This window comes from Streptomyces hilarionis (assembly GCF_024539675.1).
Taxonomy (GTDB): domain Bacteria; phylum Actinomycetota; class Actinomycetes; order Streptomycetales; family Streptomycetaceae; genus Streptomyces; species Streptomyces hilarionis.
Window position 1 is genome coordinate 1 of the sequence record NZ_JAHHIT010000050.1, and the last position, 26,883, is coordinate 26,883.

Annotated in this window: 19 protein-coding genes; 12 read left to right on the forward strand and 7 right to left on the reverse strand. The window is 69.9% G+C overall.

The window, feature by feature from the left end:
* The first annotated feature begins 344 nt into the window (after positions 1 to 344).
* From KMS84_RS12330 to KMS84_RS12355, 6 genes are all read left to right on the forward strand, one after another.
* On the forward strand, positions 345 to 1,664 hold the full coding sequence (locus KMS84_RS12330) for an ABC transporter substrate-binding protein (RefSeq protein ID WP_256916210.1): 1,320 nt from the start codon (positions 345 to 347) through the stop codon (positions 1,662 to 1,664).
* 5 nt (positions 1,665 to 1,669) lie between these two features.
* Positions 1,670 to 2,659: a carbohydrate ABC transporter permease gene (locus KMS84_RS12335; protein ID WP_256916211.1), complete on the forward strand. Its 990-nt coding sequence runs from the start codon at positions 1,670 to 1,672 to the stop codon at positions 2,657 to 2,659.
* Between the two features lie 7 nt (positions 2,660 to 2,666).
* Positions 2,667 to 3,506 (forward strand): carbohydrate ABC transporter permease, encoded by an 840-nt coding sequence (locus KMS84_RS12340; RefSeq protein WP_256916267.1) that lies wholly within the window; start codon positions 2,667 to 2,669, stop codon positions 3,504 to 3,506.
* 131 nt (positions 3,507 to 3,637) lie between these two features.
* Entirely contained in the window at positions 3,638 to 4,996 is a 1,359-nt protein-coding gene (locus tag KMS84_RS12345; RefSeq protein ID WP_256916212.1) for a GH1 family beta-glucosidase, read from the forward strand.
* A 174-nt stretch (positions 4,997 to 5,170) separates the two neighbouring features.
* Positions 5,171 to 6,019: an alpha/beta fold hydrolase gene (locus KMS84_RS12350; protein WP_256916213.1), complete on the forward strand. Its 849-nt coding sequence runs from the start codon at positions 5,171 to 5,173 to the stop codon at positions 6,017 to 6,019.
* A 115-nt stretch (positions 6,020 to 6,134) separates the two neighbouring features.
* Positions 6,135 to 6,674, forward strand: coding sequence for a hypothetical protein (locus KMS84_RS12355; RefSeq protein ID WP_256916214.1), 540 nt, complete (start codon positions 6,135 to 6,137; stop codon positions 6,672 to 6,674).
* A gap of 89 nt (positions 6,675 to 6,763) precedes the next feature.
* Here KMS84_RS12355 and KMS84_RS12360 read toward each other — a convergent pair whose 3' ends face one another.
* The 3 genes from KMS84_RS12360 to KMS84_RS12370 form a co-directional block, all read right to left on the reverse strand.
* The gene (locus KMS84_RS12360; RefSeq protein ID WP_256916215.1) at positions 6,764 to 8,911 is read right to left on the reverse strand and encodes a UvrD-helicase domain-containing protein; all 2,148 of its coding nucleotides are present in this window, start codon (positions 8,909 to 8,911) and stop codon (positions 6,764 to 6,766) included.
* Positions 8,912 to 8,970: 59 nt separating this feature from the next.
* Positions 8,971 to 10,569: a serine/threonine-protein kinase gene (locus KMS84_RS12365; RefSeq protein WP_256916216.1), complete on the reverse strand. Its 1,599-nt coding sequence runs from the start codon at positions 10,567 to 10,569 to the stop codon at positions 8,971 to 8,973.
* A gap of 78 nt (positions 10,570 to 10,647) precedes the next feature.
* On the reverse strand, positions 10,648 to 11,088 hold the full coding sequence (locus KMS84_RS12370; protein ID WP_256916217.1) for an ATP-binding protein: 441 nt from the start codon (positions 11,086 to 11,088) through the stop codon (positions 10,648 to 10,650).
* A gap of 127 nt (positions 11,089 to 11,215) precedes the next feature.
* Between KMS84_RS12370 and KMS84_RS12375 the strand changes: the two genes are divergently transcribed.
* Positions 11,216 to 12,061 (forward strand): helix-turn-helix domain-containing protein, encoded by an 846-nt coding sequence (locus KMS84_RS12375; protein WP_256916218.1) that lies wholly within the window; start codon positions 11,216 to 11,218, stop codon positions 12,059 to 12,061.
* Positions 12,058 to 12,264, forward strand: a complete 207-nt coding sequence (locus tag KMS84_RS12380; RefSeq protein ID WP_256916219.1) for a DUF397 domain-containing protein — start codon at positions 12,058 to 12,060, stop codon at positions 12,262 to 12,264. The genes KMS84_RS12375 and KMS84_RS12380 overlap by 4 nt, the downstream gene beginning before the upstream one ends.
* A gap of 48 nt (positions 12,265 to 12,312) precedes the next feature.
* Here the strand turns inward: KMS84_RS12380 and KMS84_RS12385 are convergent, their stop codons facing one another.
* The 4 genes from KMS84_RS12385 to KMS84_RS12400 form a co-directional block, all read right to left on the reverse strand.
* Entirely contained in the window at positions 12,313 to 15,495 is a 3,183-nt protein-coding gene (locus KMS84_RS12385) for a type I restriction endonuclease subunit R (protein ID WP_256916220.1), read from the reverse strand.
* Positions 15,492 to 16,763 carry a restriction endonuclease subunit S gene (locus KMS84_RS12390; RefSeq protein WP_256916221.1) on the reverse strand — a complete coding sequence of 424 codons (1,272 nt, stop codon included), beginning with the start codon at positions 16,761 to 16,763 and terminating at the stop codon, positions 15,492 to 15,494. Before KMS84_RS12390 ends, KMS84_RS12385 begins: the two co-directional genes overlap by 4 nt.
* Complete coding sequence (locus KMS84_RS12395) at positions 16,760 to 18,757, reverse strand: type I restriction-modification system subunit M (protein ID WP_256916222.1); 1,998 nt, start codon at positions 18,755 to 18,757, stop codon at positions 16,760 to 16,762. The genes KMS84_RS12390 and KMS84_RS12395 overlap by 4 nt, the downstream gene beginning before the upstream one ends.
* A gap of 139 nt (positions 18,758 to 18,896) precedes the next feature.
* Positions 18,897 to 21,128: an N-6 DNA methylase gene (locus KMS84_RS12400; RefSeq protein WP_256916223.1), complete on the reverse strand. Its 2,232-nt coding sequence runs from the start codon at positions 21,126 to 21,128 to the stop codon at positions 18,897 to 18,899.
* A 283-nt stretch (positions 21,129 to 21,411) separates the two neighbouring features.
* Here KMS84_RS12400 and KMS84_RS12405 point away from each other — a divergent pair, with 283 nt between their 5' ends.
* The 4 genes from KMS84_RS12405 (at position 21,412) to KMS84_RS12420 (ending at position 26,816) form a co-directional block, all read left to right on the forward strand.
* The gene (locus KMS84_RS12405) at positions 21,412 to 21,999 is read left to right on the forward strand and encodes an Rv1352/Rv1906c domain-containing protein (protein WP_256916224.1); all 588 of its coding nucleotides are present in this window, start codon (positions 21,412 to 21,414) and stop codon (positions 21,997 to 21,999) included.
* A 415-nt stretch (positions 22,000 to 22,414) separates the two neighbouring features.
* Positions 22,415 to 23,944: a hypothetical protein gene (locus KMS84_RS12410; RefSeq protein WP_256916225.1), complete on the forward strand. Its 1,530-nt coding sequence runs from the start codon at positions 22,415 to 22,417 to the stop codon at positions 23,942 to 23,944.
* Positions 23,944 to 24,747 carry a hypothetical protein gene (locus KMS84_RS12415; RefSeq protein ID WP_256916226.1) on the forward strand — a complete coding sequence of 268 codons (804 nt, stop codon included), beginning with the start codon at positions 23,944 to 23,946 and terminating at the stop codon, positions 24,745 to 24,747. Before KMS84_RS12410 ends, KMS84_RS12415 begins: the two co-directional genes overlap by 1 nt.
* Entirely contained in the window at positions 24,744 to 26,816 is a 2,073-nt protein-coding gene (locus KMS84_RS12420) for an Hsp70 family protein (RefSeq protein ID WP_256916227.1), read from the forward strand. The genes KMS84_RS12415 and KMS84_RS12420 overlap by 4 nt, the downstream gene beginning before the upstream one ends.
* Positions 26,817 to 26,883: the final 67 nt, after the last annotated feature.

Here is a 26,883-nt window from a genome sequence, read left to right on the forward strand (position 1 = left end):
GCGGAGGCGGGAGCGGCGGTGAGTGCGGCGAGGGCGGGCGCGGCGGCGGCCGTGGCGGCGGCGAGGACCGATCGGCGGCGCACGGCGGGCGTGTCCGACGGCGGGGTGTGGGGCATGGGCGGCTCTCCTCGGTCAGGCCGTTCGACGGAACGGCTGCATTCGGGAAGTGAAGGAGGACGTGCCTGAGAGCGCTCTCTCAACGCTGCATGCTTCAACTGCCCGAACGTGTGCGTCAAGGGGTGGGGCCGGAGTTCCGCGGAGTGTGCCGGGACTCTTGACGCGCACGGCTCACACGGTTTAACTCACGTCCTAAATTAAGTCCTGATGACACCGGGAGCCCACCCATGCGCACCATCCGAGCCGCGGCCACAGGAGCCGTCGTCATGTCCCTCGCCCTCGCGGCCACGGCCTGCGGCGGAGGGAGCTCGACCGACGGCGAGGGCTCCAACGACTCGCCCAGAACCCTGACCTACTGGGCCTCCAACCAGGGCGCGAGCATCGAGGTGGACAAGAAGGTCCTCCGGCCCGAGCTCGACAAGTTCGAGAAGAAGACCGGGATCAAGGTCGAACTGGAGGTCGTCCCCTGGTCGGACCTCCTCAACCGGATCCTCACCGCGACCACCTCCGGCCAGGGCCCCGACGTCCTCAACATCGGCAACACCTGGTCCGCCTCGCTGCAGGCCACCGGCGCGCTGCTGCCCTGGAACGACGCGAACCTCGCGAAGATCGGCGGCAAGGACCGCTTCGTCCCGTCCGCGCTCGGCTCGACGGGCGCCCAGGGCAAGGACCCGGCCGCGGTGCCCCTGTACTCCATGGCGTACGCCCTCTACTACAACAAGCAGATCTTCGCCGACGCCGGAATCGCCCAACCTCCCGCCACATGGGCCGAGTTGACCGCCGACGGCAAGAAGATCCAGGCAACGGGCAAGCAGGTGCTCGGCGCCGAGGGCGCCAACGTCTCGGAGAACATCCACCACGTGTTCGTCTTCGCCAAGCAGCACGGCGCCGACTTCTTCACCGCCGACGGCAAACCCGACTTCACCTCCGACGGCGTGGTCGCCGCCGTCAAGCAGTACGTCGACCTGATGGCGAAGGACAAGGTCATCCCGCAGGGCAACGCCGAGTACGCCCAGAACCAGTCCGTCAGCGACTTCGCCAAGGGCAGGACGGCCATGCTCCTGTGGCAGTCGGCCTCCGCCAACCTCGCCTCCCAGGGCATGAGCGCGGACCGCTTCGGCATCGCCCCCGTGCCCGTGCAGTCCGGCGCTCCGGGCGCCGGCGCCCAGGTCAACTCGATGGTCGCGGGCATCAACCTGGCCGTCTTCAAGAACACCGACAACCTCGACGGCGCCACCGAGTTCGTGAAGTTCATGACCGGGGACGAGGAACAGAAGATCCTCAACAAGGCGTACAGCACCATCCCGCCGGTCGCCTCGGCGCAGGCCGACCCGGCCTTCGGCACCCCGGCGAACACGGTCCTCAAGGACACCCTCGCCAAGAGCGCCGCCGCACTGCCGCAGGTCGCCGACGAGTCGCAGTTCGAGACGACGGTCGGCACGGCCGTCAAGAAGCTGTTCGCCGACGCGGCCGCCGGCCACCCGGTGACGACCGGGTCGGTCAAGGCCGAGCTCGCCAAGGCCCAGCAGCAGATGCCCGCGAAGTGAGCCGGATGACCGCCACCGTCGAGGCCCCGAAGCCTCGAACCACCCCGAAGGGCGACGACGCGATCCCGCGCCCGCGGCCCGGCCGGATCCGCCGCGCCGGCCTGCCCTACCTGCTGCTCCTGCCCGCCCTGATCCTCGAACTCCTCGTGCATCTCGTGCCGATGGTGATCGGCGTCGTGATGAGCTTCAAGGAGCTCACCCAGTTCTTCATCCGCGACTGGGGCGCCGCCCCGTGGTCCGGCCTCGACAACTACCGCGTCTCGGTGGACTTCGACGCCCCCGTCGGTCAGGCCCTGCTCCGTTCCTTCTTCGTCACGGTCGGCTTCACCCTGCTGTCGGTCGGCCTGTGCTGGCTCGTCGGCACCGCCGCGGCGCTCTTCATGCAGGACGCCTTCCGCGGCCGCGGACTGCTGCGGGCGCTGTTCCTCGTGCCGTACGCGCTGCCCGTCTACGCGGCAGTGATCACCTGGGTCTTCATGTTCCAGCACGACAACGGCCTGGTGAACCACGTGCTGCACGACCAGCTGCACCTCACCGACAAGCCGTCCTTCTGGCTCATCGGCGACAACAGCTTCTACGCCCTGCTCACCGTGTCCGTGTGGAAGGGCTGGCCGTTCGCCTTCCTCATCGTCATGGCCGGACTCCAGAACATCCCGCGCGAACTGTACGAGGCCGCCGCCCTGGACGGAGCCGGGGTGTGGCAGCAGATCCGCCGCATCACCCTGCCCTCCCTGGCGCCGGTCAACCAGGTCCTCGTCCTGGTGCTGTTCCTGTGGACCTTCAACGACTTCAACACGCCGTTCGTCCTGTTCGGCCGGGCCGCACCGGAGGCGGCGGACCTGATCTCGGTCCACATCTACCAAGCGTCCTTCGTCACCTGGAACTTCGGCACCGGATCGGCCATGTCTGTGCTCCTGCTGCTCTTCCTGCTCGCCGTCACCGGCGTCTACCTGGCCCTCACCACCCGGGGAAGGAGGCCATCCCGTGCGCGCTGACTCGCCCATGGCGCCGCCGCGTTCGTTCCTGTGGTCCCGGCGGATCTTCCTCACCCTGCTCACGGGCTTCGTCCTGGTGCCCGTCTACGTGATGGTCTCCAGCTCCCTGAAGCCCCTCGCGGACGTCACCGGGAAGTTCCGCTGGCTGCCCAGCGGACTGACGATCCGCCCCTACATCGACATCTGGTCGACGGTCCCGCTCGCCCGCTACTTCGTGAACTCGCTGATCGTGGCGGGCGCGGCGACCGTCTGCTCCGTGGTGATCGCCGTGTTCAGCGCCTACGCCGTGAGCCGCTACGACTTCCGCGGCAAACGCACCTTCACCGTCACCGTGCTGTCGACCCAGATGTTCCCCGGCATCCTCTTCCTCCTCCCGCTGTTCCTCCTCTACGTCAACATCGGCAACGCCACCGGCATCGCCCTGTTCGGCTCCCGCGGCGGTCTGATCCTGACGTACCTGACGTTCTCGCTCCCGTTCTCCATCTGGATGCTCATCGGGTACTTCGACTCGGTCCCGCGCGACCTGGACGAGGCCGCGCTGGTCGACGGCTGCGGACCGCTCGGCGCGCTCCTGCGGATCGTGGTGCCCGCCGCGATCCCCGGCATCGTCGCCGTCGCCGTCTACGCCTTCATGACCGCCTGGGGCGAGGTCCTCTTCGCCTCCGTCATGACCAACGACACCACCCGCACGCTCGCCGTCGGCCTCCAGGGCTACTCCACCCTCAACGACGTCTACTGGAACCAGATCATGGCCGCCTCGCTCGTCGTCAGCGTGCCCGTGGTGGCCGGCTTCCTGCTGCTCCAGCGCTACCTCGTCGCGGGCCTGACCGCCGGAGCCGTGAAGTGACCCATGACCTGACCCGGAGCCCCGCGGCGACCCGGACCCGTGCAGCGAGCGGGGAGCCGTCAGCCACCCGGACCAGCGCACCGCCCCGGAACCCCCCGGTGACCCGACACCCCGATCCCGAAGGGACCTCAGTGACCATCGACCTCGCCGCCCTGCCCCGCGACTTCCTGTGGGGGACCGCCACCTCGGCGTACCAGATCGAGGGAGCCGTGGCGGAGGACGGCCGATCGCCGTCGATCTGGGACACGTTCTCGCACACCCCCGGAAAGATCGCGGGCGACGACCACGGCGACGTGGCCTGCGACCACTACCACCGCTGGCGCGACGACATCGCCCTGATGCGACGGCTCGGAGTGAACGCCTACCGGATGTCGGTCGCCTGGCCCCGCGTCGTCCCCGGCGGTGACGGCCCCGTCAACCCCAAGGGCCTCGACTTCTACGACCATTTGGTCGACGGACTGCTCGCCGCGGGCATCACCCCGTCCGTCACCCTCTACCACTGGGACCTGCCCCAGGTGCTCCAGGACCGCGGCGGCTGGCCCGAGCGGGAGACCGCCGAGCACTTCGCCGCCTACGCGTCGGCCGTCGCCGAACGGCTCGGCGACCGCGTCACCCACTGGGCCACCCTCAACGAGCCGCTGTGCTCCGCCTGGATCGGCCACCTCGAAGGCGCCATGGCCCCCGGCCTCACCGACCTGACCGCCGCCGTCCGCGCCTCCTACCACCTGCTCCTCGGCCACGGCCTCGCCGTCCAGGCCGTCCGGGCGGCCGCGCCGCACGCGAGGATCGGCATCGTCAACAACCTCTCCACCGTCCACGCCGCGACCGACCGGCCCGAGGACGTCGCCGCCGCCCGCCGCATGGACGGCCACACCAACCGCTGGTGGCTCGACCCCGTGCACGGCCGCGGCTTCCCCGCGGACATGCGCGAGGTCTACGGCGTCGAACTCCCCGAGAGGGAAGGCGACCTGACGACGATCGCGGCGCCGCTGGACTGGCTCGGCCTCAACTACTACTTCCCGGCGACGGTGACCGACGACCCGGACGGACCGGCCCCGCACGCCCGTGCCGTCCGCCGGCCTGGCGTCCCGCGCACCGGAATGGACTGGGAGGTCGACCCGAGCGGCATCGAGACGCTGTTGCTGCGCCTGACCGACGAGTACGGAGCCCGCAGGCTGTACGTCACGGAGAACGGGTCCGCCTACCCGGACGTGGTCCGCCCCGACGGAGCCGTCGACGACCCCGAACGCCAGGCCTACCTCACCGGCCACCTCGCCGCCTGCGCCTCGGCCGCCCGCCAGGGCGCCCCCCTGGCGGGCTACTTCGCCTGGTCGCTGCTCGACAACTTCGAATGGGCCTACGGCTACGACAAGCGCTTCGGCCTCGTCCACGTCGACTATCGCACCCAGGCCCGCACCATCAAGGGCACCGGGCACCACTACGCGGAGATCGTCCGCAGGCACCGGGAGGGAACCGCCCGGGCCGCCTGAGGCGACCGGCCACGAGCCCCCGCGGGGCGGCGAAGACCGGTGGGCGCGGGTGCGGGAGCCCGCGCCCACCACCCCTGCGCAAGGGGGAGCCCCCGCCCCTGCGCGGCCGGGAAGCCGGCCCGCCGCCCGCGAACTCCGTTGCGCCCCGCGCGACGTCCTTGTGAGGATCACCCCATGCCGATCTTCACCGCCCCCGACGGAACCCGTCTCGCCCACCACGCGGCGGGGGACGGGCCACCGCTGGTCTGCCTGCCCGGCGGCCCCATGCAGTCCGCCGCCTACCTGGGCGACCTCGGCGGGCTCACCGCCCACCGGCGGCTCGTCGGGCTGGACCCCCGGGGCACCGGAGCGTCGGCGCTCCCCGCGGACACCGCCTCGTACCGCTGCGACCGCCAGGTCGACGACGTCGAGGCGCTCCGCGCGCACCTCGGTCTCGACCGGATCGACCTGCTCGCACACTCCGCGGGAGCCAACCTGGCCCTCCTCTACGCGGCCCGTCACCCCGAGCGCGTCGGACGGCTGCTGCTGATCACGCCGAGCGTCTACGCGGCCGGCCTGGAGATCACCGCCGAGGACCGGCTGGCGACCGCGCGCCTGCGCAGCGCGCAGCCGTGGTTCGCCTCCGGCTACGCCGCACTGGAGGCGATCACCGCCGGCCGGGCGGCCGCCGACTCCTGGCAGCTCGTCGCCCCCTTCTTCCACGCCCGGTGGGACGAGGAGGCCCGGGAGTTCGACGCGGCGGGCGAGAAGGAGAAGAACCAGGAGGCGGCCGCGGCGTACGCCGCCGACGGCGCCTTCCACCCCGCCGCCACCCGCCGGGCCCTCGCCTCCCTCCCGTCCCCGGTCCTCCTCCTCGCCGGCGAGGCCGACCTGGGGGCGCCGCCGCAGGTGATGCGGCGGTTCGCGGAGCTCTTCCCGAACGCCGAGTTCGTGGTGCAGCCCGGCGCGGGGCACTTTCCGTGGCGGGACGACCCCGAGCGCTTCGTGACGGCCGTGAAGGCGTTCCTGCACGGAGAGGGGTGAACGCGCCGGTCGCTCACACGATCGAGTGATGCGCGGCGGATCGGGCACGGGCCGCGGCACCGGGCCGTTGTGCGGGTGACGGGATCTTCCCGTTCACGCGACCACGGGGGTGGACATGAGCCTGCACATCCGGCGCAACGCCGACGGCACGATCACCGGGCACAACACCGCGACCGGCTTCTCGGTCACCTCGGCCGACGAGGAGGAGGTACGCCGGCTGGTGCACGAGGACGCGGGCTGGGAGTACACACCCCCGCCCCCGCGGCCGCCCGCGGGATTCCACCGGTTCGTGCTGGTCCACGACGAGTTCGGCGACGGCGGCTTCGCCGACGAACGCTACGAGCGCCTGCGCACCCATCCGCCCAGCGGCTGCGAACCGTCCGACCGGGGCTGCTTCGCCCTCACCTGCGAGCGCCCCGGCGCCACCCTGCTGGGAGCCGTGTCCGACACGGTCGCCGAGATCCGCCGCGAACACGGCCTGGTGATGAACAGCCTGGGCATCGACAAGCCGGACGAATGGCTCGGGGGCGACCGCGACGGCTACGGGGCGCACATCGTCGCGCACCTGATCCTGACGGCCGCCCACCGCGCCACACGCCTCGGCTACGGCCGCAAGGACGTGGTACGCCTCCTTGATGCGAGCGGGCTGCGGTGAGGGAACTGCGGCTGCGGTGAGCGGAACGGCCGACGGCGGAACGGGGGCGCAGTCCAGTCATGCAGTGAGTCAGGGCGGCCCCCCGGGTCTCACACGCCGACTTCTGTCAGGAACGGGCTGGGCGCGCCCGACCAGGAGACGTACAGGCTGTCGCGGGCTCTCGTGCAGGCGACGAAGAGGAGGCAGCGTTCGGACATCATGTCCTCCTCGTGCTGCTTGAGATCCACGTCAACGGGAGTGATCGCCTTCGCGAACGGCAGTGCGTCTTCATTGACGCCGACGACGGCGACGCAGCGGAACTCGAGCCCCTTGAACGAGTGCATGGTCCCGACCCGGACGGCTTCCGCGTCGGCCGAGGCGCCGACGGCCCGCAGCGGCGCGGCGTGGATGCCGGCGTCCTTCAGCCGGGCCACCGCCTTCGCGCATGTCTTGTTGAAGCGGGTGCTGACCCCGATCTCTCCAGCGCCCACGCCCGCGTCCGTCCAGGCCCGCACCCGGGCGACGAGCGCGTCCAGTTCGGCGTCCTCGGTCGCCGCCGCGTGCACGACGGGCCCGTCGCCGTGCAGGGCAGAGCGGTAGCCGAGCAGCGTGTCGGTACGGTTGGCGTCCTCCAACTCGGCGACCGGGCGGCCGACGAGCAGGGCGGTGGACCAGCGCAGGATCTCCTGGGTGCTGCGGTAGTTCTTGCGCAGTTTCACCGACCGCCCGGTCACCTTGATGCCGAGCGACTTCAGCGACACCTTCGCGTCGTAGATGCGCTGATGCGGGTCACCCGCGATGAACAGGTCGTCCGGGCGGGCGGGAGCAGCAGCGCGCAGCAGACGCCACTGCACCGGGTGCAGGTCCTGCGCCTCGTCCACCACCACGTGCCGGTACTGCGGGCCCCTCTCCTCCAGCAGCCGGGCCGCCTGCGCACACGTCTGGAGCCAGGTGCGGGCCCCGTCCGCCGCCAGGTCGGCCGTGAACCGCTCGACCGTCTCCCAGACCAGGGGCCGCTCGGATGCCGCCAGCCGGCTTCCGCGGCCGCGCCGGTCGGCCGTCTCGTACGCGGCGAGGGTCCTGATGTCCTGGGCCAGGACGACATGCCGGTACTCCTGAGCGAGGAACTGCGCGCTGCCGGTGAAGCCCGTCGCCTGCGCGGCCTTGCCCCAGCGGCTCTCCTCCTCGCTGCTCGTCAGCGGCCGCAGCGCCGGCGCGCCGGGCGCCTGCGCGACGACGCGGCTCGCGAAGCCGTCCACCGTCGAGATGTCCACCCGCCCGCGCAGCTCCGGGTCCTCCACCAGGGACTCCAGGCCGGCGCGCAGGGAGTCGACGAGCGCGTTCGTGTACGTCGTGAGCAGGATGCGGTCCCCGTCGCGCAGGTGCCCGAGCAGATGCCTGACCCGGTGCAGGGCCACCACGGTCTTGCCGGTACCGGGCCCGCCGCTGACCTGGGCGGGCCCCGAGTACGACGCACGGTAGGCGACCTTGCGCTGCGAGGGGTGCAGGAACACCCGCCAGGCCGCGAAGGGCTTCTCCAGGATGTCCCGCAGCTCCTCGGAGGCCGTGACCAGCGCGATACGGGCCCGGCTGTGCCGGATCGCCGTCTCGTAGTCCTGCGTGTCCACCGGCTGCGACGACGCCTGGAGCGCGGGCGCGACGATGTCCTGCCAGACCTCCTCGACCGTGCAGCCCTCCGCGAGGTACTGGAGCACCTCCCTCTGGTCCTGCGGCAGCAGCGGCGCGAAGATCTCCAGCTGCTCCTTGTCGACGAGTGAGCGGGCCTGCCGCAGCGTCTCGGCGTCGATGCCGAGGGCGGCCAGGTCGCCGTCGGAGAACTTCGCGAACAGCCGCGCCTTCGGCGAGGTCCGCGCCACCCGCTCGTACGCCGGCGTGAGCTCGTCCAGGGTCGCCGCGTCCCGGATCTCGACGGCCCGCGTCACCTCGTTGATGCTGGACTTCTGCTTCTTCGCCCAGGCGATCGCCTTGTCGTGCTGCATGATCCGCAGCAGCACGAAGGTGTCCCCGGTCGTGGGGGCGAGGACGACGCCGCGCCAGAACTGGTCGATGCGGATCGTCCGGATCTGCTTGTCCTTCGCGTTCGTCAGGCTCTCCAGCTTCAGCCCCGGATCCTTGAAGAGCTGATCGAGGGTGAGCCGGCTGAACTTCTCCCAGGCGTCCAGCACGCCCTTCCTGACCGGGGGCTGGAGCTTGGGGAGTTCGGCGAAGAACGCGATGTCGAAGGCGAGCTGCGGCATGGGGCGATCCTAAGGGCCCGGCGGGCTACGGCGGGCTGCGGTGAGGGAGGAAGAGCAGGTCAGGTGGGTGAGCCGGCCTGGCCGCCGTCGAGATCCAGACGGATCACCGCCAGGGTCTCGGCCACCTCGGCGGTGAGTTCGTCGTCGGGGCCGAGCACCATGCACAGGTCGGAGTGCAGCGGGTCCAGGACGTCGAACGCGTCCGCTGTCCGGCCCTGCGCGAGCAGCAGCATGCCGATGTCCCGGCGCAGCTCCACGGCGTCCTCGCTCATGTCGCCGCCGATGGCCCGCACCAACTCCAGGACATCCTCCAGACCTGCCAACGCCTCTGTTACCTGCCCGAGTTCGCCCCGGCAGCGGGCCGCCTGCGCCCGGCTGTCGAGAGCGGACTCACTGGACGGCCCGCTGATCCTGGCGTAGGCCTCGGCGAGCGCCTCGAACTCGGGCAGCGCAGCCCGGTAGTCGCCCGCCAGCTGCCGGCTGAACGCCCGCCGCCTGCGCAGCCCGAGCACCACCTTGTTCTCGGAGCCCAGGGAGCGCGCCGCCGACTCGATCAGCTCGCCGACGACCTCCGCGGCCTGCGAGTACCGCTCCTCCTCCATGAGGGCGGCGTAGTGGGCGTGCACCTCCCGCACCTGGGCGCGCAGCGCATCGGGAAGTGGCGCGGGCGCGACGGCGCCCGGCGTCTGCGCCGAGCCGGTGCGCGCGGCCGCTCCCGCGCCGGCCCGCGCGCGCGGCGCGTACGGGCGGCGGAAGATCCCGGTCGGGTCCGGTGCACCGGCGGGCCCGGCCTCCAGCGTCGATGAGGGTTCACCGGGCACGGGCAGGAACGGCCGCAGCCGCTCGTACACCTCCTGGACGTCCCGGGGACGCGCCTCGGGCGCCTTGCGCAGCAGGTGCAGGACCAGTTCCTCCAGTGCGGACGGCACGTCTGCGCGCAGCTGCCGCAGGGGCGTGGGGGCCGCCTGTACGTGCTGCGTCATCAGCTGCCACTCACTGTCCCCGCTGAACAGCGTCCGCCCGCACAGCAGTTCGTGCAGGACGCAGCCGAGGGCGTACAGGTCGGTGTGGGGCGTGACCCGCGCACCGCGCACCTGCTCCGGCGCCATGTACTGGTACGTGCCGATGGGACTGCCGGTCGCGGTCAGCTTGGTGACGTCCGAGCGCAGGATGGCGGCGATGCCGAAGTCCAGCACCTTCACCGTCCCGTCCCGTGCGACGAGGATGTTCCCCGGCTTCAGGTCCCGGTGCACCACCGGCACGTCGTGCGCGTACGACAGCACGGTCGCCACCTGCGCCGCCACGGACACCGCCCAGCTGACGGGCAGCAGGCGCTGTGGGTCGACGTAGGCGGGCAGCGGCACCCCGTCCACCAGCTCCATGACGAGGTAGAGCTGCTCGTACGTCGCGTCGAGCACCGCGTCGTACACCTGCGGAACGCCCGGGTGCTGGATCCGCGCGGTGATCCGCGCCTCCCGCCGGAACCGCTTCTCGAACTCCTCCGCCAGGTGCGGTGAGGTCACCGACTGGGGCCGGACGCGTTTCACGGCGACGGGCCGGTCCAGTACGGCGTCATAACCGCGCCACACGTCCCCCATGCCGCCGTGGCCGAACTGTTCGAGCAGCTCGTAGCGTCCCGCGATTGGTTCTTCCGGCACCCGTCCCCCGCCCCCGTGAGCGTCCGCTGTGGTCAGGGGGTCAGTTTCGCGCCTGCGGGATTCCCGAGTCCAGCCGGACTACCGGTTCCCGCCAGGTACGACGCACTCCGCCCACACCGTCTTGCCGGGCCCGTCCACGCGTGGCGCGCAGCCCCAGCGGTCGGCGAGCGCCTCGACGAGGAGCAGGCCGCGCCCGCCGTCGTCCGGTGCGGGGGTGCGGATGTGGGGGAGGCGTTCGCCGCGGGTGTCGCTGACCTCGATCCGTACGGTGCCGGTGGCCGGGTCCGCGCCGAGCAGGACGTGGAAGTCCCGTCCGGCGACGTGCCCGTGCCGCACGGCGTTTGCGCACAGCTCCGCCGCGACGAGGACGAGGGCGTCGTGCGCGGCGCTGCCGTACGGGATCCCCCACGCGTCGAGCCGCTCGCCGCACATGCGCCGGGCGAGGCGCGCGCCGCGCGGGGTGGAGCTGAAGCGCAGGGCGAACCGGTGCGTCGTGGGGGGTGGTTGTGTTGCGGTCATGTACTCACGGTGGCCTCTCGTGGCGTAGCGTGACCAGTGGTGACGCGCTGACTCCGGCCCTTCGTACGGGGCCGGACCGGGCGCTGTACGTGGCGGTACGCGGGGGAGAGGCGGCAGGACGGTGACCATGCGGGACGAGGACGACGGGCAGCGGCGGCAGCGGCCTGAGGATGATCCGGGAAGCGGTGTCGTGACCGCGTTCGGGCGGCAGCTGAAGCTTCTGCGGACGCGGGCCGGGCTGGAGCGCGCCGAGTTCGGCAGCCGGGTCGGGTACGCGGCGGACACGGTGGCGTCGATCGAGCAGGGGCGGCGGATCCCGCAGGCCCGGTTCATCGACCGCGCGGACGAAGTGCTGGACGCCGGGGGCGTGTTGAGGGCCCTGAAGGAAGAAGTGGGGCGGGCTCAGTATCCGGCGTTCTTTCGGGACATGGCCCGGCTGGAGGCGGAGGCCGGTGAACTGTGCGCCTACGACACGCTCGTGGTCAATGGCCTGCTCCAGACCGAGGACTACATGCGCGCCATTCTCTCCATGCGCCGTCCGCTGCTGGACGAGGAGACCATCGAACTGCGCGTCACGGCGCGTCTGGCACGCCAAGAGATCTTCAACCGTTGGCCTGCCCCGCTGCTGAGCTTTGTGATGGAGGAGCCCATGCTGCGAAAGCCGTTGGGAGGGAAGCCCGTACTTCGAGGACAGCTTGAGCACCTGCTCCTGATGGGCGACAAGCGCAACGTTGAACTTCAGATGATGCCGCTGGACCGAGAGGACAATGCCGGTGTGGACGGGCCGTTCACGGTGATCACCAGCAAGGCCGGCGAGCAGTTCGTGTACTCGGAGGTGCAGGGACGCAGCAACCTGATGACCAAGCGCGATGAGACGAGTCTCGCAGCGGCCCGTTATGGGATTATCCGAAGCCAGGCGCTCAGTCCGCGGGAGAGCCTGGACCACATCGCGAAGTTGCTGGGAGAGCTATGAACGCCGCAGGAAGCGAATCGGTGGCCACCGGACCAGCTTGGTTCAAGAGCAGTTACAGCGGCGCTGAGGGCGGCCAGTGCCTGGAGGTCGCTTCGACCCGCGCAGCCGTCCTCGTCCGGGATTCGAAGCAGGTCGACGGAGCGGTGCTCGCCGTCGGCGTCGACGCCTGGGCCGGGTTGGTGCGGCTGGCCGTCGGCCGCTGAGGGACGCACGACGTTCGGGGCCCGGCGTGACGCCGGGCCCCGAACGCGTCAGATGTCGTCCAGACCCTCTTCCCGGCGGATCAGGCGCCAGGCGGCCCGCCGCGCGCTGCGGTCCAGGTTGGACTTGAAGCTGCGGTCGGCGCCGAAGTAGCGCTTGCCGAGGGTGTCGATCGTGGAGACATGATCCATCATGTTCTCCTCGAACTTCTTGTCGTAGACCAGCCCGAAGTTGTCCTCGTCGTTGACGAGGGCTGCGGCGCGGACCTGCGGGTCCTCGTTGGTCATGTTGAAGACCGGCAGGAGGTCCTGCTCGGTGAAGTCCGTGCCGAACTTGGCGTTGAACTTGTCGATCAGTTCGGACAGGAGCGACTTCTCGGCGTCCTTCGCGCCGCCGGTGCCGTCGCCGAAGCCCTTCAGCTCGGCCGCGCCCTCGGGGTTGAGGGACACGTCGTGCTCGCCGGTCTTCGCCACGCGCAGGTGACTCAGGTCGACCTCGCCTATGTCGACGCCGCCGTCGGCGTTGCGGGGGAGGCGGTTGAGGAGGTAGCGCCCGTAGAGGTGCAGGCGTTCCAGGTCGGGGTCCTGGTAGGGCACGATCTGCGCCAGGAAGCCGTACTTGCGGACGTAGTCGTTGAGGTTGGCGCGGAACTCCTCCGCCGTCTCGACCTCATCCTCCTCTTCGCTCTGCACCAGCTTGGTGAAGCGGGTGACGGCCGGGGACAAGAGCCGGTACAGCTCGGCGTGCAGCTTCTCCCACTTGGCCTGTGAGCCGGCCGCCTTCTCCTTGGCCTCGAAGTACGCGGCAGCGAACTCGTCCATGTCCTGTTCGGAGATGACCGGCGGGGACATCACGCGGCTCTGAGCCGCGTAGAGGAGATTTGGGTCGGACGGGAGGGTCGTCGCCTCCTCGAAGTACGGGCGGAAGGCCTCCTGGATGTCCTCGGCCTCGTTGACGAAGTCCAGGACGGCCAGGTCGGCCTGGGACTTGCGTTCGGCGGTGCGGTTGAGGCGCGACAGGGTCTGCACGGCGGAGATGCCGGTGAGCGTCTTGTTGACGTACATCGTCGTGAGGAGCGGCTGGTCGAAGCCGGTCTGGTACTTCTCCGCGACGACCAGGATCTTGTACTCCTGCTGTCCCTTGCCGCCGGCCTTCACGGCCTTGTCGTCGGCGCGGGTGTAGGCGAACGCCTTCGGCAGCGCGCCCTCCGACAGACCGCCGTTCTCCTTGGTCTCGGTGGTCTCCTCGTCGTCGATCGTGAGGGAACCGGAGAAGGCGACGAGCACGCCCAGGTCGGGGTACTTGGTGTCGTAGTCACGGTCCTTGATGTAGCTCTTGATCGCTCGCGCCATCTGCACGGCCGACTGCCGGGACGCGGTGACCACCATGGACTTGGCCCGGCCCCCGAGCCGACCGCGGGTGTGCGTCACGAAGTGCTCGACGATCACCATCGCGTGCTGGGACACGGTGTGTTCGTGCGTGAGCGCGAACCGGGCGAGCAGGCTGTTGGCCTTGGAGGGGTCGACCTCCTTCTCGTCCGGGTTCTGGTTCACCAGCTTCCAGTACGTGGCGTACGTGACGTAGTTGCGCAGCGGATCGAGGATGAAGCCTTCCTCGATGGCCTGGCGCATGGAGTACGTGTGGAAGGGGCGGTAGACCGCCTTGCCGTTCTCCGTGCTCTCGGTGCCGAAGAGTTCGAGGGTCTTCGCCTTGGGTGTGGCGGTGAAGGCGAAGTAGGAGAGGTTCGTGGCCCGGGACCGCTCCACCGCCTTCCCCTTGAGCTTGTCGCCGAGCGTGACGGTCGTCGCGCCGGCGTCCTCCGAGTCGGAGTCCAGACCGAGTTCCCGCAGCGCGGACTTGACGGCCGTGGCCGCGTCCCCGGACTGCGAGGAGTGCGCCTCGTCGATGACGATCGCGAAGCGCGTGCCCTTGATCTCGGTCGGGTTCCGCTTGATGTAGTCGAGCAGCGCCGGGAACGAGTGCAGGGTGACGGTCACGATCTTGCCGGTGTCCCGCGAGAGGGCGCGCGCGAGCTGCTCGCTCTTCGCGCCGTGCTTCTCGTCGACCTTCACGACCAGGCCGTCCGTCTGCGAGAAGCTGCCGACCGTCTCCCGGAGTTGGGCGTCCAGGTTGCGGCGGTCCGTGATGACGATGACCTTGTCGAAGACGGGCTCACCCGGCTTGATGCGGCCACTGGCGAGGGCTTCCGGTTCGAGGGAGTGCGGGTCCGTGCGGGCGTGCAGGTCGCTCAGGCGGTGGGCCAGCCAGCCGATGGTGTTCGACTTGCCGGAGCCGGCGGACGCCATGACGAGGTAGTTGTGGCCGGTGCCCCGGGTCGACGCATGGGCGGTGAGCTTCTGGACGACGTCCCACTGGTGGTAGCGCGGGAAGATCGTCGACTTGGTGGTGCCGCCGCCGGGCGTCTTGTGCTTCTGCTGGTGCGCGAAGCGGTGCAGGAGGTCGAGCCAGTTCTCGGGGTGCCAGACCTGCTCCCACAGGTAGGAGGTCGCGTACGTCCCGAAGGCGGTGGGCTCGGGGTTGCCCGCGCCGCCGGGCTGGCCGGGGCCGTTGGAGCCGGTGTTGAACGGCAGGAACCTCGTGCTCTTGCCCCGGAGCTGGGTCGTGACGAACACCAGGTCCGGGTCGACGGCGAAGTTCGCGATGACCCGCCGCGTGAAGATCAGCTCGGTCGGGTCGCGGTCCGTCCGGTACTGCTCCTTGGCGTGCTCGACGCCCTGCCCGGTCAGCGGGTTCTTCAACTCGGCCGTGGCGACCGGGATGCCGTTCAGGAACAGGGCCAGGTCGAGCAGGTGGCCCCAGTCGGCCTGCTTGGTGGCGTAGGGGAGTTCCCGGACGGCGGTGAGGCGGTTGGCCCGGTAGTCGTCGAGGACGTTCTCGGCGGCGACCAGATTCGGCCGGAAGTAGGCGACGCGGAGGAGGATCCCGCGATCCTTCACTCCGTTCCGCAGCACGTGCAGCAGCCCGTCGTCGGCGATGGCCCGGTCAAGGCGCTGGGCGAATCCGCGCTCGGCCTCGCTCTTGTTGCCGCCGTAGATGCTGAGGAGGTCGTTCCACTCGTCGAGCTGGGTCTCCCGTATGAAGGTGAACAGCTCTTTGGTGTCCAGGCCGAGATCGGCCCGGTACTCCTTGCGGTCGGCCTCACGCCACCCCCGCTCGCAGAGCGCGGCAACGATGGCATCCCCGAAGGCGGACTCGTCATGCACGGGGCTCATACAGAGACTCCTTCGGTCACGTTACGCCCGCTGGCAGTGGACACGTCGAACTGGCCGGTTACGGCGGCGGTGATGAGGGCTTGTCGGCGTTCGGCTACCAGCTCCCTATGCCGCGTCACGCGAGTCCTCAACGCCTCATGCGCTGCGACGGTCTTGCTAGCATCCTCGGCCAAGCTCCTCTGGTGGGATGAACGGGGGGTGGGTACCAATACGCGTTTGAGGTCCCAGATGTTGATCCCCTTAATCGTGGCACCCGTAATTCGCTCCTGGATCTGGTGAACGACTATCGGAGAGTCGAGCACAAGACGCAGCCAATTGGCATCTGTGGAGGGGCCGATGGAGATTCTGGCTGCATCCTGTGTAAGGTTCGCACCCGTCAGCTCGTCCGGTACGACTGCAACCTCGCCGACACTACCGCGGATAGCGATCACTAGGTCTCCGCCTGTAAGGCGGGACCGTACGTATCCAGACTCAATCTCATGGGTCGTCCGATTCAGTGTTGCGGCGGTGAGCCGGTTTGCTGCGACGTCCCCGCCTTTCACGATGGGAACGCCGTCTGGCACGTTTGGTCCCGGCAGTACAATCCCGTACATGATTTGCCGAAGTTGGTCAGTGAGATGCATGAGCGGAGTCCAGTGCCACCCTGAAGGCAGGTTGCTTCGTACCTCAGTCACGCCCGCATTGAGCATGCTCGCCAGGACAGCGCGCTCGCGTTCCCGCACATCTACGTCGAAGCGCTGAAGCGTCGCGGTAAGCCTGGACATGCGGGCGGTCTCGGCGTCTAGGAAGTCGGCGATGCGACGCTGCACATCAAGGGGGAGCACGGGAATTGGGGTGCCCAAAACGATAGATGTGTTGAGGTTCTCCATTGTGCTTCCCACTGCCAAGCGCGAGAAGTAGCCGCGTGTCTCTTCAGATTGCAGAGCGTACCCAGCGTAGCGCGGATCCAACTTCTTGAAGTCGATGCGTACTCTGATGGATCCGGTGCCGCAGAGCCAGCCAGTAGCATCGTTGGGCACAATCGCGGACCGGCCCAATTCTCCGCGACGGGCAAAAACTAGATCCCCTTGTCGGAGACGGTGCGCAGCGAGTCGTTCTGAGGTTGATTTGCTTACCGTGACATGCCGGTTAGGGATCAACCTTCCATCTTTAATATTGGAGGGATTGATGACCGGTACGCCATCTTCAATGTACTCATCTGCGTGGAGCTGAGATCCAAACGGCCCGGTCTGTGCTTCTACCGCAAAGACCCTCAAGGGTGCCTTCATGACTTGTTGGTCACCTCACCGAGCAGTGACTGAATCTCCGCTTCCAGCGCCTTCAGTTCCGCGTCGATCTCCGCCAGCGGCCTCGGCGGCTCGTAGACGTAGAAGTGCCGGGTGAACGGGATCTCGTAGCCCACCTTCGTTTTCGTGTGGTCGATCCACGCGTCCGGCACATGGGGGTGGACCTCGCGCTTGAGGTACTCCTCGACGTCCTCGCCCAGCGGAACGTTCTCGTAGTCCCGCAGTTCCGAGTCCGGCTCGGCCTCGCCCTTGATGCGCTGGACCTCGCCCTCCGGGTGCCGGACGCCGATCGATTCCCGTACCGCCTTTGCGAACGGCGCGCCCGCCGGCCACAGGAGCCCGGCCGCGACCACCGCGTCCTTCAACGCCACCAGCGCCTCGGACTTCGTCCCCCAGGACAAGCCCAGCAGCGTCCGCACCGCGCCGACGAAGTCCTCGGACTGCTCCAGCTTCTGCACCGGCTTGGACGCAGCGAGCGCGGCAAGCGTCTCCTCCGTCACCTCGAAGCGGAGTTGCAGCGGGCGTTCGACGGTGATCCGCTGGTAGCCGAAGTCGGTGTTGGCGAAGACCTTCACCTTGGCGTGCAGCGGGTGTTCCGGGTCGGCGGCGGCGGTGAGGGCGTCGCCGTAGAGCCGGGTCACCGTGGCGATGTGGTCCTTGCCGAGCTCCTTGCGCTTGTCGCCGAGGGACTTGCGCATCTTCTGCCACTGGTCGCGGGCGTCCAGCAGGACGACCTTGCCCTTGTGGTCGGGGCTCTTGCGGTTCGTCAGGATCCAGAAGTACGTGGAGATGCCGGTGTTGTAGAAGAGCTGGTCGGGGAGCGCGACGATGGCCTCCAGCCAGTCGTTCTCCAGGATCCAGCGGCGGATCTCCGACTCACCCGAGCCCGCCGCGCCCGTGAACAGGGGTGAGCCGTTGAAGACGATCGCGATGCGGGAGCCGCCCCCGCCGTTCACGTCGACCGGCTTCATCTTCGAGATCATGTGCTGGAGGAATAGCAGTGAGCCGTCGTTGATCCGGGGGAGCCCCGCGCCGAACCGGCCGGAGTCGCCGAGCGACTTGTGCTCGAACTCGACGTCTTCCTTGACCTTCTTCCACTCCACGCCGAACGGCGGGTTGGCCAGCAGGTAGTCGAAGGACTTGCGGGCGTGGCCGTCGTCGGAGAAGGAGTTGCCGAAGGCGATGTTCTCCGGGTCCTGGCCCTTGATCATGAGGTCGGACCGGCAGATCGCCCAGGACTCGGGGTTCAGCTCCTGCCCGTACACCTCGACCGTGGCGTCGGGGTTGTGGTCCTTGATGTGGTCCTCGACCGCCGAGAGCATGCCGCCCGTGCCGCAGGCCGGGTCCATGACGGTGCGGATCACACCGGGGACGTGGAGCGCGTCGCCGTCCGGGGCGATGAGGAGGTTCACCATCAGCTTGATGACCTCGCGCGGGGTGAAGTGCTCACCGGCCGTCTCGTTCGACTGCTCCGCGAAGCGGCGGATCAGCTCCTCGAAGATGTAGCCCATGTTGTGGTTGGGCACGATCTCGGGGCGCAGGTCCAGGTCGGTGAACTTGCCGATGACCTGGTAGAGCAGGCCCGCGCTGTCGAGCCGCTTGATCTGCTGCGCGAACTCGAACCGCTCCAGGACGCCGCGCGCGTTGTCCGAGAACGCGCCCACGTACACGTGGAGGTTCTTCGCCGCGTTCTGCGGGTCCGCCGCGATCTTCTTCAGCGTGAGGGCCGACTTGTTGTAGAAGGAGTGGCCCGAGGCCCGGCGCAGGAAGCCGTCCGGGTCGATGTCACTGTCCTTGTACTGCGCCGCCAGCTCCGCGACCTTCTCGCGCTTCGGCTTCAGCACACACTCCAGACGCCGCAGCACCGTGAACGGCAGGATGACCTTGCCGTAGTCGGACTGCTTGTAGTCCCCCCGCAGGAGGTCGGCGACGGACCACGCGTGGTTCGCCAACTCCGTGTGCTTACTGCTGTTCAACTGAATCCCCGATTCCCTTTCCGAGATGTCTCGCATGTCCTGCGTGTCCCGCCCCCACCGCGCTGCCGCTCGGGCCGCTCGGGTGCCGACAAGTGTGGTCCATGTGGATGAAGGTCCGTATGCCCAATGGGGTGATTCGTCACCTTGCGGGTGAGCCGCCGCCGTCCCGGCCCGGGAGCAGCTGCCCCCCGGTCAGGCCGCCCGCCAGCAGCCGTGCCGTCTCCTCCGCCAGGCGCGTCGCCCGCCGGGCCTCGGCCCGCAGGGCGTGCACGTGCCGGAACGCCTCTCCGTACCGGCGCTGCTCCTCCAGCGGCAGCAGCGGCACGCGCAGCCGGCCGGGGCTGACGGTCAGGACCGTGCTGCCCGTCGACGCGCCCGCGATGTTCTCCTCCGCGCCCAGGAACCCGGCGAGGAACCAGGCGTCCAGACGTGCCGGGTCCGGCCGGAAGAGGTGGACGTGGGGGCCGAGCAGCGCGCCGGCGTCCTCCTCGCCCGCGACCCGTGCCATCGGCCCGTCCCCGTTCGCGACCGCCCGTACGAGGACGTCCCCGACGGCGACCAGGGGCGCCACGGCGCCGCGCAGTTCCGACGGGTCGCCCGTGGGGCCCGACCCGCGCGCGATGTCCGCGCCGGTGAGGACGGCGCGCGCGGCGGAAGCCTCCTGGGTCGCTTCCCCGGCTTCCGCCCGGTCCGTCCGCTCCGCCTCTTCCGCGCGGCCCCGCGCACCCTCCGGTTCTTCCGCGCGGCCCCGCGCACCCTCCGGTGCCGTCCGCAGGAAGGTGAGCGCTCCGCCGCGCGCGAGGTCGGACGCCGTGGCCGTCCGCCATTCGCGTGCCGCGGGGCCCGCGCTGCCCCACTCCTCGTGACCGGCCGTCCGCGCGAGCGCCTTCGCGGCCTTGACGAGGTTGCCGCGCGTGGCGTCGACCTGCGCCGACAGCACCGCCGGATCGACCTCGGTCCGTGACGCCCGTACGAGACGTGCCGGAGTCAGGTCCACCACGTCGTCCAGCAGGTCGACCACGCCCGCCGCGTACGCGACGCCGGGTTCGCCCTCGAACGCGTCCGGGTTCCCCGTGAACGCCCGCCACACCCCCAGGACCCGCGCGGTCAGCTCGGCCCAGTCCGGGGCGACGGACCGGCTTCCCGCGCCTCGGGTGCGGGTGGTCCCGGCCGCGCCGCCGCCCCCCGCACCCGCCGGCGACGACGATTCCGCCGCGTCCACGAACAGCACCGTCTTGCGCTCCGGGCCGCCCGGTTCGGGCCGTTGCAGCACCCAGATCTGGAGACCGACGTGCAGCGGGATCGACGCGCCCACCGGCAGGGCGATCACCGCGCGCAGGGCTCCGCCGCGTACCAGCTCCGCCCGTACGCGGCGGCCCGACGCACGGCCTGCCATGGCGGGCGGCAGGAGCAGGACCGCGTGGCCGCCCGGGGTCAGATGGGCGAGCGCGTGCTGCACCCACGCCAGTTCCGATTCGGCGCGGGGCGGCACCCCGTACGCCCAGCGGGGGTCGTACGCCAGCTCGTCGTGACCCCAGTCGCGGACGCCGAACGGCGGGTTGCACAGCACCGCGTCGACGACCAGGCCGGGGAAGGCGTCCGCGCGCAGACTGTCGGCGGCGCGCACGGTGACCTCGGCCCGCGGAGCGGTCAGCATCAGGCTCACGGCGCTGCGCCGGGCCTGCACGGGAAGCGTGTCCTGGCCGTACAGCTCGCTCGCGCCCCGCCGGGCGGCGGCCGCCAGCAGGGTGCCGCTGCCGCAGGCCGGGTCGAGGACGCCGACCGGTGATCCGGGGATCAGGCCTGCCAGCAGGTCTGCGAGCGGTTCGGGCGTCCGATACGCGCCGGACGCGGCGCTGTCCTCCAGTTCCCGCTCGGCGAGCACGCCCAGCGCGGCCTGGCCGCCCTCGTCGCGTACACACCCGTACAGCGCCCGCAGAACCGCCGCGTCGACCGCCTCGAAGCGGACGGCGTCCGCGCCCGGCACGGTGTCGGCCACGGCGGCCACCTCCCGCTCGGCGCGGCCGACGAGCTCCGCGTCCGGGAGCAGCGCGGCTGCCGTCAGCTCCTTTGGTGAGCGGCGCGCCGCCGCGAGGACCAGGAGGAGCAGGTCGGTCGTGCCCGCGCCGCTCTGCGCGTGCAGACGCAGGATCGTGCGCAACTCCTCCGAAGGGCTCGCCGCGGCGACCTGGCCACGCGAGGCGAGCCAGGAACGCACCGACTCCAAGTCGTACAGGGGGCTGCTGTCCGTACCGCCGGACGGGGCCGGGAAGTCGTCGTGCCGACGTCGCCAGTTGCTGACCGTGGCGCGCGTGACCCCCGCGATGCGGGAGATCTCGGCGGCGGTCACCTGGGCGGATGGCTGAGACATGAGGGGGGTCCTGGCTCTCTGGCTTCTGTCTCGCTCGGCAGCGGACGTCAACAACCTACAGCACCCGTCGAATCTGTCAACGTGATTGACAGTGCTTTCAGTGAGATGCTTATCTTTCGATGCTTCCGATCGGAAGCGGTCGCCGGACATCTTCCTGCCGGGTGCGAGCACTCACGTAGCGACGTTCCGGCGCGCAGGCCGCGCCACGCGGCGCCCACCTCTCGAACAGCCTCGGCCCCCTTGCTTGCCGGAACGGGTCGGGCATCACCGAACGGAGCACGCCATGACGAACCCGACCCCCGACCCGCAGCACGACCACGGCCCGCAGTACGGCCAGGGCCCGCAGAGCGGTTGGGGGCCGACGCCGCCGGTCCCGCCCGTACCTCTCAAGCCCGTGTCCCGTCGCGGACAGCGGATCAAGTACGGCGTCACGGCTGCTGTCGCCCTGTTCGTCGGCGTAGGAATCGGCGCCAACGGTGGCGAGGCGGCCTCCGGTGGCACCGCCGAGGCCAAGGCTGCCCCCCGCCTTACGGTGACCGTGACCAAGACGGCGCAGAGCAAGGCGGCCCCCGCCCCCACGGTCACCGAAACGGTCACCGCCAAGCCCGAGAAGGCGGAGCCCGCCGGTCCCGCGACCGCCTTCTCGGGCGAGGGCGAGTACCTCGTCGGCGAGGACATCAAGCCCGGGACGTACCGGACTGCCGGCCCCGAGGACGAGTTGGGCTGCTACTGGGAACGGGCCAAGGACGCCAGCGGCGAGTTCGGTTCGATCATCTCCAACAACAACCTTCAGGGGCCGGGCCGGGTGACCCTCGGCAAGGGGGAGTACTTCAAGACCAACCGGTGCCAGGAGTGGAAGCGAGTCGGGTGACGGTGCCCGCAGTGCTGCCCGGAACCGCCCGCACTCGGCATCGTCGCTGGTGGGGTACGACGTCGACTACGAGAGCGGTGCCGTCCTGCCTTAACATCAGGTCGATCGCCGTGTCCTGGCCGATCGGGGAGGAAATCGGGCGTTCACGGGGAGGGGGAGGACTACGTCGATGACGATCGAGCCGGCTGCCGCGGCCGACCTGGAACAGCTGAGGCGCGCGGAACTGGAAAGACGCGAGCAAGTGCGCCGGGACCGGGAGGGTGGCGCCCGCGCTCCCCTGCGGGCGCGGCGTCGCCCGGCCGTGAACGGCTTCCCGGCCGAGTCACCGGATGAGCCTGGGGCGGACTCTCCCCGTCTGCTGCCGACACCGCTGCCCACACGTGTGATACATGCCCTGCGACGGGCCATGGCCGAAATGGGAGAAGACATCGCGGTCACCGACCGCATGGAGGAACTGGCGGCCCGGGCGGCCGACCCGTTGCGGGCAGTGGCGGCCGAGGCGGTCGACCTGCTGATCCGGGCGGATCCACTGCCCGCGCTGGGACAGCTTGTGGACCTGACGGTCAGTGGCCTCCCCCTCCTGGAGGAGGCAGAGCTCTCCCGCGCCGAAAAACTCCGATCGGGGCGGCTGCCTGCCCCGGATGCCGAGCAGGGCACGGTCGACGCATGGCAGCTGCACCTGGAGTCCGCCGAGGCACACGGGCGCGCGGTTCAGTCGACCGCGACGTGGCAGCGACTCGTCGCACGCCTGCCGCTGTCCGTCGTCGACGACCTGATCGACGAAGGAGCCCTCACCCCGGCCGTGGTCGGCGACACCTGGCCGGAGCCGAGCGACCGCACCCGCTATGTGACGGCACGTCTGGCCCCGCACCTGCTGACCGACGCCGAGGTCACGGCTCTGGACTGGCGGGATGAGGCACGCCGCCGGATGCTCGAGGCGGGCGAGACGGTGGACCAGGTCGACGGGCGCCACGACGGCTGGAGTCTTCGCTCGGCCCTCCTGGCCGGAGACGTCTCCGCACTGGACGACGTCCGGGCTTACGGCAACCAGGACCTGCCCGCGGAACTCGTCCACTTCGTGATCGCCCTGCGGGGCATCAGGCAAGGCGCGCCGGTGGACGGTCGCATGGGCAGGGACCGGGCCCTCTTCGGGCTGCTGGAGGACTGCGCCCCGGAAAGCCGTCTCCTGTCGGGCCGCACCCCGTTCCACTTCTGGGCAGGGACGCGGCGCATGTACCGCCTGCTGGACGACATGCACTGGGCCATGGCCTGTGAACCGGAGCGGACCGAGGACGCGGTGCGCGCCGTCCTGCAACAGGCCGCGGCGTTGCGCGACGTGGAGACGCAGGGGGCCGCCGGTTCGGCCGACCGCGAGGCACGGGTCGTCCAGGCCTACCTGATCTTCCTGCACGCCCGTCCGGGGGACCGTGACCGGCTCGACCAGGGCGTGGGACTGCTGGAGGAGGTGCTGAAGCGGGGAGGCCGGCAGCGCGGCGGCGTCGACGGAGTGCAGCGGCGACGCATGAGCGACCTGAGCGAACTGCTGCAGTCCCTGCGGTTCAAGTCCAGGCCGCGCGACGTCCTCAACCCCTACCTGGCGTTGTGCGTCGAGCACGACTCCACCGAATGGGGACAGGGGTGGCGCGATCTGCGTCGGCAGGTCGGCGCCGAGCAGCTCGAGTACATCAACGGCGCGAAGGACCGCATCCGGCGGATCGAGACCGCACGACGTCTGGGGGAGGAATCCGAGCCCCTGTACGAACTCCCGTTGCACGAGCGGTTCCTCTGGGTTCCCGACGATCGGAGCGAGCTGCTCCAGCCGCGGCCGCGCCCCCTTGCGCGCCGCACCGGGCCCAGTACCGAGCAGGAGAAGTCGTGGACCGCCGCAGAGGCGGCCCGGGAGATCATCGGCCGTTGTGCCGGGAGACTGAGGAACGATCACTGATGCCCGCGAAGAAAGAACCCCGCAAGTCCGCAGCGGAGCCCCGTCGCATCAAGGCGTTCGAAGGGGTGCGCAGCAAGCCGGTGCGGAAGGCGGCGCGGAGCGTTCCGCCGCGTGATCCCGCGAACCACGAGCCCCGCGGCGCAGGGGCGCGGTCGTCCGGCGACGGGTCCGTTCCGGGATCGGCCGAAGAAGCCCGGCGAAAGGTCGTCGACGACTCCGGCGCCCCCGCGGAAGGCGTGGCGCTGCTCGACCCCCGGGCGGACCCCGAGGTGATGTTCCGCATCCTCAGCGACAAGATCGCGGCGAAGGTGGACAGGGCGGCCATGAAGGCCGGAGCGAGCGCCGCCCAGGAAGTCGGCCGGAGGCTCACGGCGGAACTGGACGCGGCCATCGCCGGAGCACAGTCGACGGCGGGCAAAATGGGCTCCCTCGTGCAACAGGCGGTGCAGTCGGCCGTGGACGAGGCTCTGCGCACCGCGGTGCTCAACGCGACCCGCGTGCGTGAAGAGCACCTGGCGCAGCTGGCGCTGATCGACCGCACCGCACAGACGGCGCAGGACATCACCGCTGTGCGACTGCGCGTCGAGGAGGAGATGCGGCGGTCCGGGATCACGCGAGTCACCGAAGCGGACCCCGAGTCGTTCAACCTGGTGAATCCCGGCGAGCATGCGGACAGTCGGGCCTACGAAGTCCTCGCTCCGGCTTACACGGACAGTCGCACGGGCCGCGTGGTCCAGCGTGGCGAGATGCGACGCGTCCCGTCGCACGCCGACCCCGTCACCGAGGGAGGCGAGGACCGATGACCTTCGGCATCGACTTCGGGACGAGCAACTCGGTCGTCGCCCGCTGGACCGGGAACGGCACCGAGGTGATCCGGGTGGACAGCGCCGCTCTGCCGGCGGAGTGGAACAGGCCGGGCTTCGACGAACTCTTTCCCTCCGTCGTGTCGCTGCGCGACATCCAGCGAACCCTGTGCTTCGGCTGGTCGGCCAAGTGCGAGACGGCAGAACCCCGTGACGCGGTCAAACGCATGCTCGCTTCGCGACCGAGGGCCATGGACGAGGAGAAGACCCCTCGCACCGGAGCGGTACCCGAGGAACACGAGGTCTGGCTGGGCGACGAGCCCTACCGGAGCACAGCCGTGGCGGCAGCGCTCTTCGATCAGATGAAGGCCGGCGTGCGCCGTAACCTCCGCGAGATGGACGAGGCGGTGGTGACGGTGCCGGCCAACGCCACCGGTGCCGCCCGCTATCGCACCAGAGCAGCGGCCCGCTTGGCGAAGATCAAGGTCAAGGCTCTGATCAACGAACCGACGGCCGCCGCGATCAGCTACGCCCACGACTTCCCCGGGGAAGGCCGGTTCCTCGTGTTCGACTGGGGTGGCGGCACCATCGACGTCACCGTCCTCGAGCACTATGACGGGATCTTCGACGAGATGGCGTCACGCGGTATCACCGCGCTCGGAGGCCTGGAGTTCGACGAAGCGCTCGTCAAACTGGTTCTCACCAAGCTCGGCAGCCACCCGGAGAGACTGACCCGACTGGAGGCACGCCGCTGGAGGCGGCACGTCGAGCTGACGAAGATCGTGCTGTCGCAACCCGGCACGGATCAGGTGCTCTTCGAGCCGCTCGGCGGGCTGCCTCCCGTCGTCATCCACCGGGGTGAGTTCGAGGAAGCGGTTCAACCGCTTGTGCGTCGTGCGCTCGTGCCACTGGCCGAGTGTCTTCAGGACGTGGGTCTCACCGCGCAGGACCTCGACGCCGTACTGATGATCGGCGGTACCTCGCAGATTCCGCTGGTTCGCCGTGAGGTGGAGCGCGTCCTGGGCAAGTCCGTGGTCGACGCCCGTCTGTGCAAGCCGATGACGGCGGTCGCCCGGGGAGCGGCCATTACCGCGGCCGAGATCGACGGACTCGTCCCCGAGACCACCATCTCGGTTGCCACCAGCCACGACCTGGGACTGTCCTTCGACGCGGGAGGGCGGCAGCGTGGTTTCGCCACCGTGGTTCCCCGTTACTCGACGCTTCCGGCACGGGGGACGCGCAGTGCCATGCCGGCGGTCCGCGGGGCTTCCAAGGTCGTCCTCGAGATCGTCGAGGGTGACGGCAAGCGCGCCGCGGACGACGAGCGCACGTTCCCCCTCGCGCGGCTCGAACTTCCGGTGCCGCAACCCTCCGCGGAGCCCTCGGACAACCTCTTCGACGTCGACTACCACTACGACCGAAGCGGCATCCTCAAGGTCCATGCGCGGGCCCGCCACACCGGGGCGGTGATCCTCGACGAGGAACTGGACTGCTTCGGTCCGGACGGTACCCCCATCGCGCACGGACTCGACCGTGAACTCGAACGCCTGCTCACGCGGATCGTCGAACCGGCCGTCGCCCCGGCTGCGCAGGGCCCGCGCCAGGCGCCCGAAGCCACCGGCAAAGCCGCGCTGGAAGAGGTGCTTCAACCCGACGAGGCGGAACATGACGCAACGCCGAGTGTCGTGGTCGACGGCCGTGACATCATGAGTGCCGGTCGCACGGCAGCGTCGCCCCGCGCTCCCAGTGTCCGTCTGCTCGGATCGGCGCTGACGGCCATCAAACGCCGCTATCCCGAACACCGTGTCGTGACCGTGCTGGGCACGGACATTGTCGACGCGGTCGAGTACGACGACAAGGACATCGTCGACAGAGCGATCGAGGAGGGCCGCATCGTGACCGTTCCGTCCACGTCGCCCCAGTCGGTGCTCAGCGTGGCGCAGCAGCTGGACGCGGTTGTGGTGTCGATGGGCGACCTGACGCGTTTCCGGACCCCCCACCCCTGGGTGACGCAGCAGGGGCGGTTCGTCAAGCTGGCTCGGGTGGATCGCAACTGGGTGTTCATTTAGCCAGCTCTTCAGGATCGGGGGCGGACGAGAGGGAGGGGTCCGGTCGAGGGTGAGGCCGGGCGCGTGG

Excerpts from the sequence above, each read along its gene's own strand:
- KMS84_RS12330 (WP_256916210.1), top strand. The coding sequence starts at position 345 with ATGCGCACCATCCGAGCCGCGGCCACAGGAGCCGTCGTCATGTCCCTC.
- KMS84_RS12335 (WP_256916211.1), top strand. The coding sequence starts at position 1,670 with ATGACCGCCACCGTCGAGGCCCCGAAGCCTCGAACCACCCCGAAGGGC.
- KMS84_RS12340 (WP_256916267.1), top strand. The coding sequence starts at position 2,667 with ATGGCGCCGCCGCGTTCGTTCCTGTGGTCCCGGCGGATCTTCCTCACC.
- KMS84_RS12350 (WP_256916213.1), top strand. The coding sequence starts at position 5,171 with ATGCCGATCTTCACCGCCCCCGACGGAACCCGTCTCGCCCACCACGCG.
- KMS84_RS12355 (WP_256916214.1), top strand. The coding sequence starts at position 6,135 with ATGAGCCTGCACATCCGGCGCAACGCCGACGGCACGATCACCGGGCAC.
- KMS84_RS12360 (WP_256916215.1), bottom strand. The coding sequence starts at position 8,911 with ATGCCGCAGCTCGCCTTCGACATCGCGTTCTTCGCCGAACTCCCCAAG.
- KMS84_RS12370 (WP_256916217.1), bottom strand. The coding sequence starts at position 11,088 with ATGACCGCAACACAACCACCCCCCACGACGCACCGGTTCGCCCTGCGC.
- KMS84_RS12375 (WP_256916218.1), top strand. The coding sequence starts at position 11,216 with ATGCGGGACGAGGACGACGGGCAGCGGCGGCAGCGGCCTGAGGATGAT.
- KMS84_RS12380 (WP_256916219.1), top strand. The coding sequence starts at position 12,058 with ATGAACGCCGCAGGAAGCGAATCGGTGGCCACCGGACCAGCTTGGTTC.
- KMS84_RS12385 (WP_256916220.1), bottom strand. The coding sequence starts at position 15,495 with ATGAGCCCCGTGCATGACGAGTCCGCCTTCGGGGATGCCATCGTTGCC.
- KMS84_RS12390 (WP_256916221.1), bottom strand. The coding sequence starts at position 16,763 with ATGAAGGCACCCTTGAGGGTCTTTGCGGTAGAAGCACAGACCGGGCCG.
- KMS84_RS12400 (WP_256916223.1), bottom strand. The coding sequence starts at position 21,128 with ATGTCTCAGCCATCCGCCCAGGTGACCGCCGCCGAGATCTCCCGCATC.
- KMS84_RS12405 (WP_256916224.1), top strand. The coding sequence starts at position 21,412 with ATGACGAACCCGACCCCCGACCCGCAGCACGACCACGGCCCGCAGTAC.
- KMS84_RS12410 (WP_256916225.1), top strand. The coding sequence starts at position 22,415 with ATGGGAGAAGACATCGCGGTCACCGACCGCATGGAGGAACTGGCGGCC.
- KMS84_RS12415 (WP_256916226.1), top strand. The coding sequence starts at position 23,944 with ATGCCCGCGAAGAAAGAACCCCGCAAGTCCGCAGCGGAGCCCCGTCGC.
- KMS84_RS12420 (WP_256916227.1), top strand. The coding sequence starts at position 24,744 with ATGACCTTCGGCATCGACTTCGGGACGAGCAACTCGGTCGTCGCCCGC.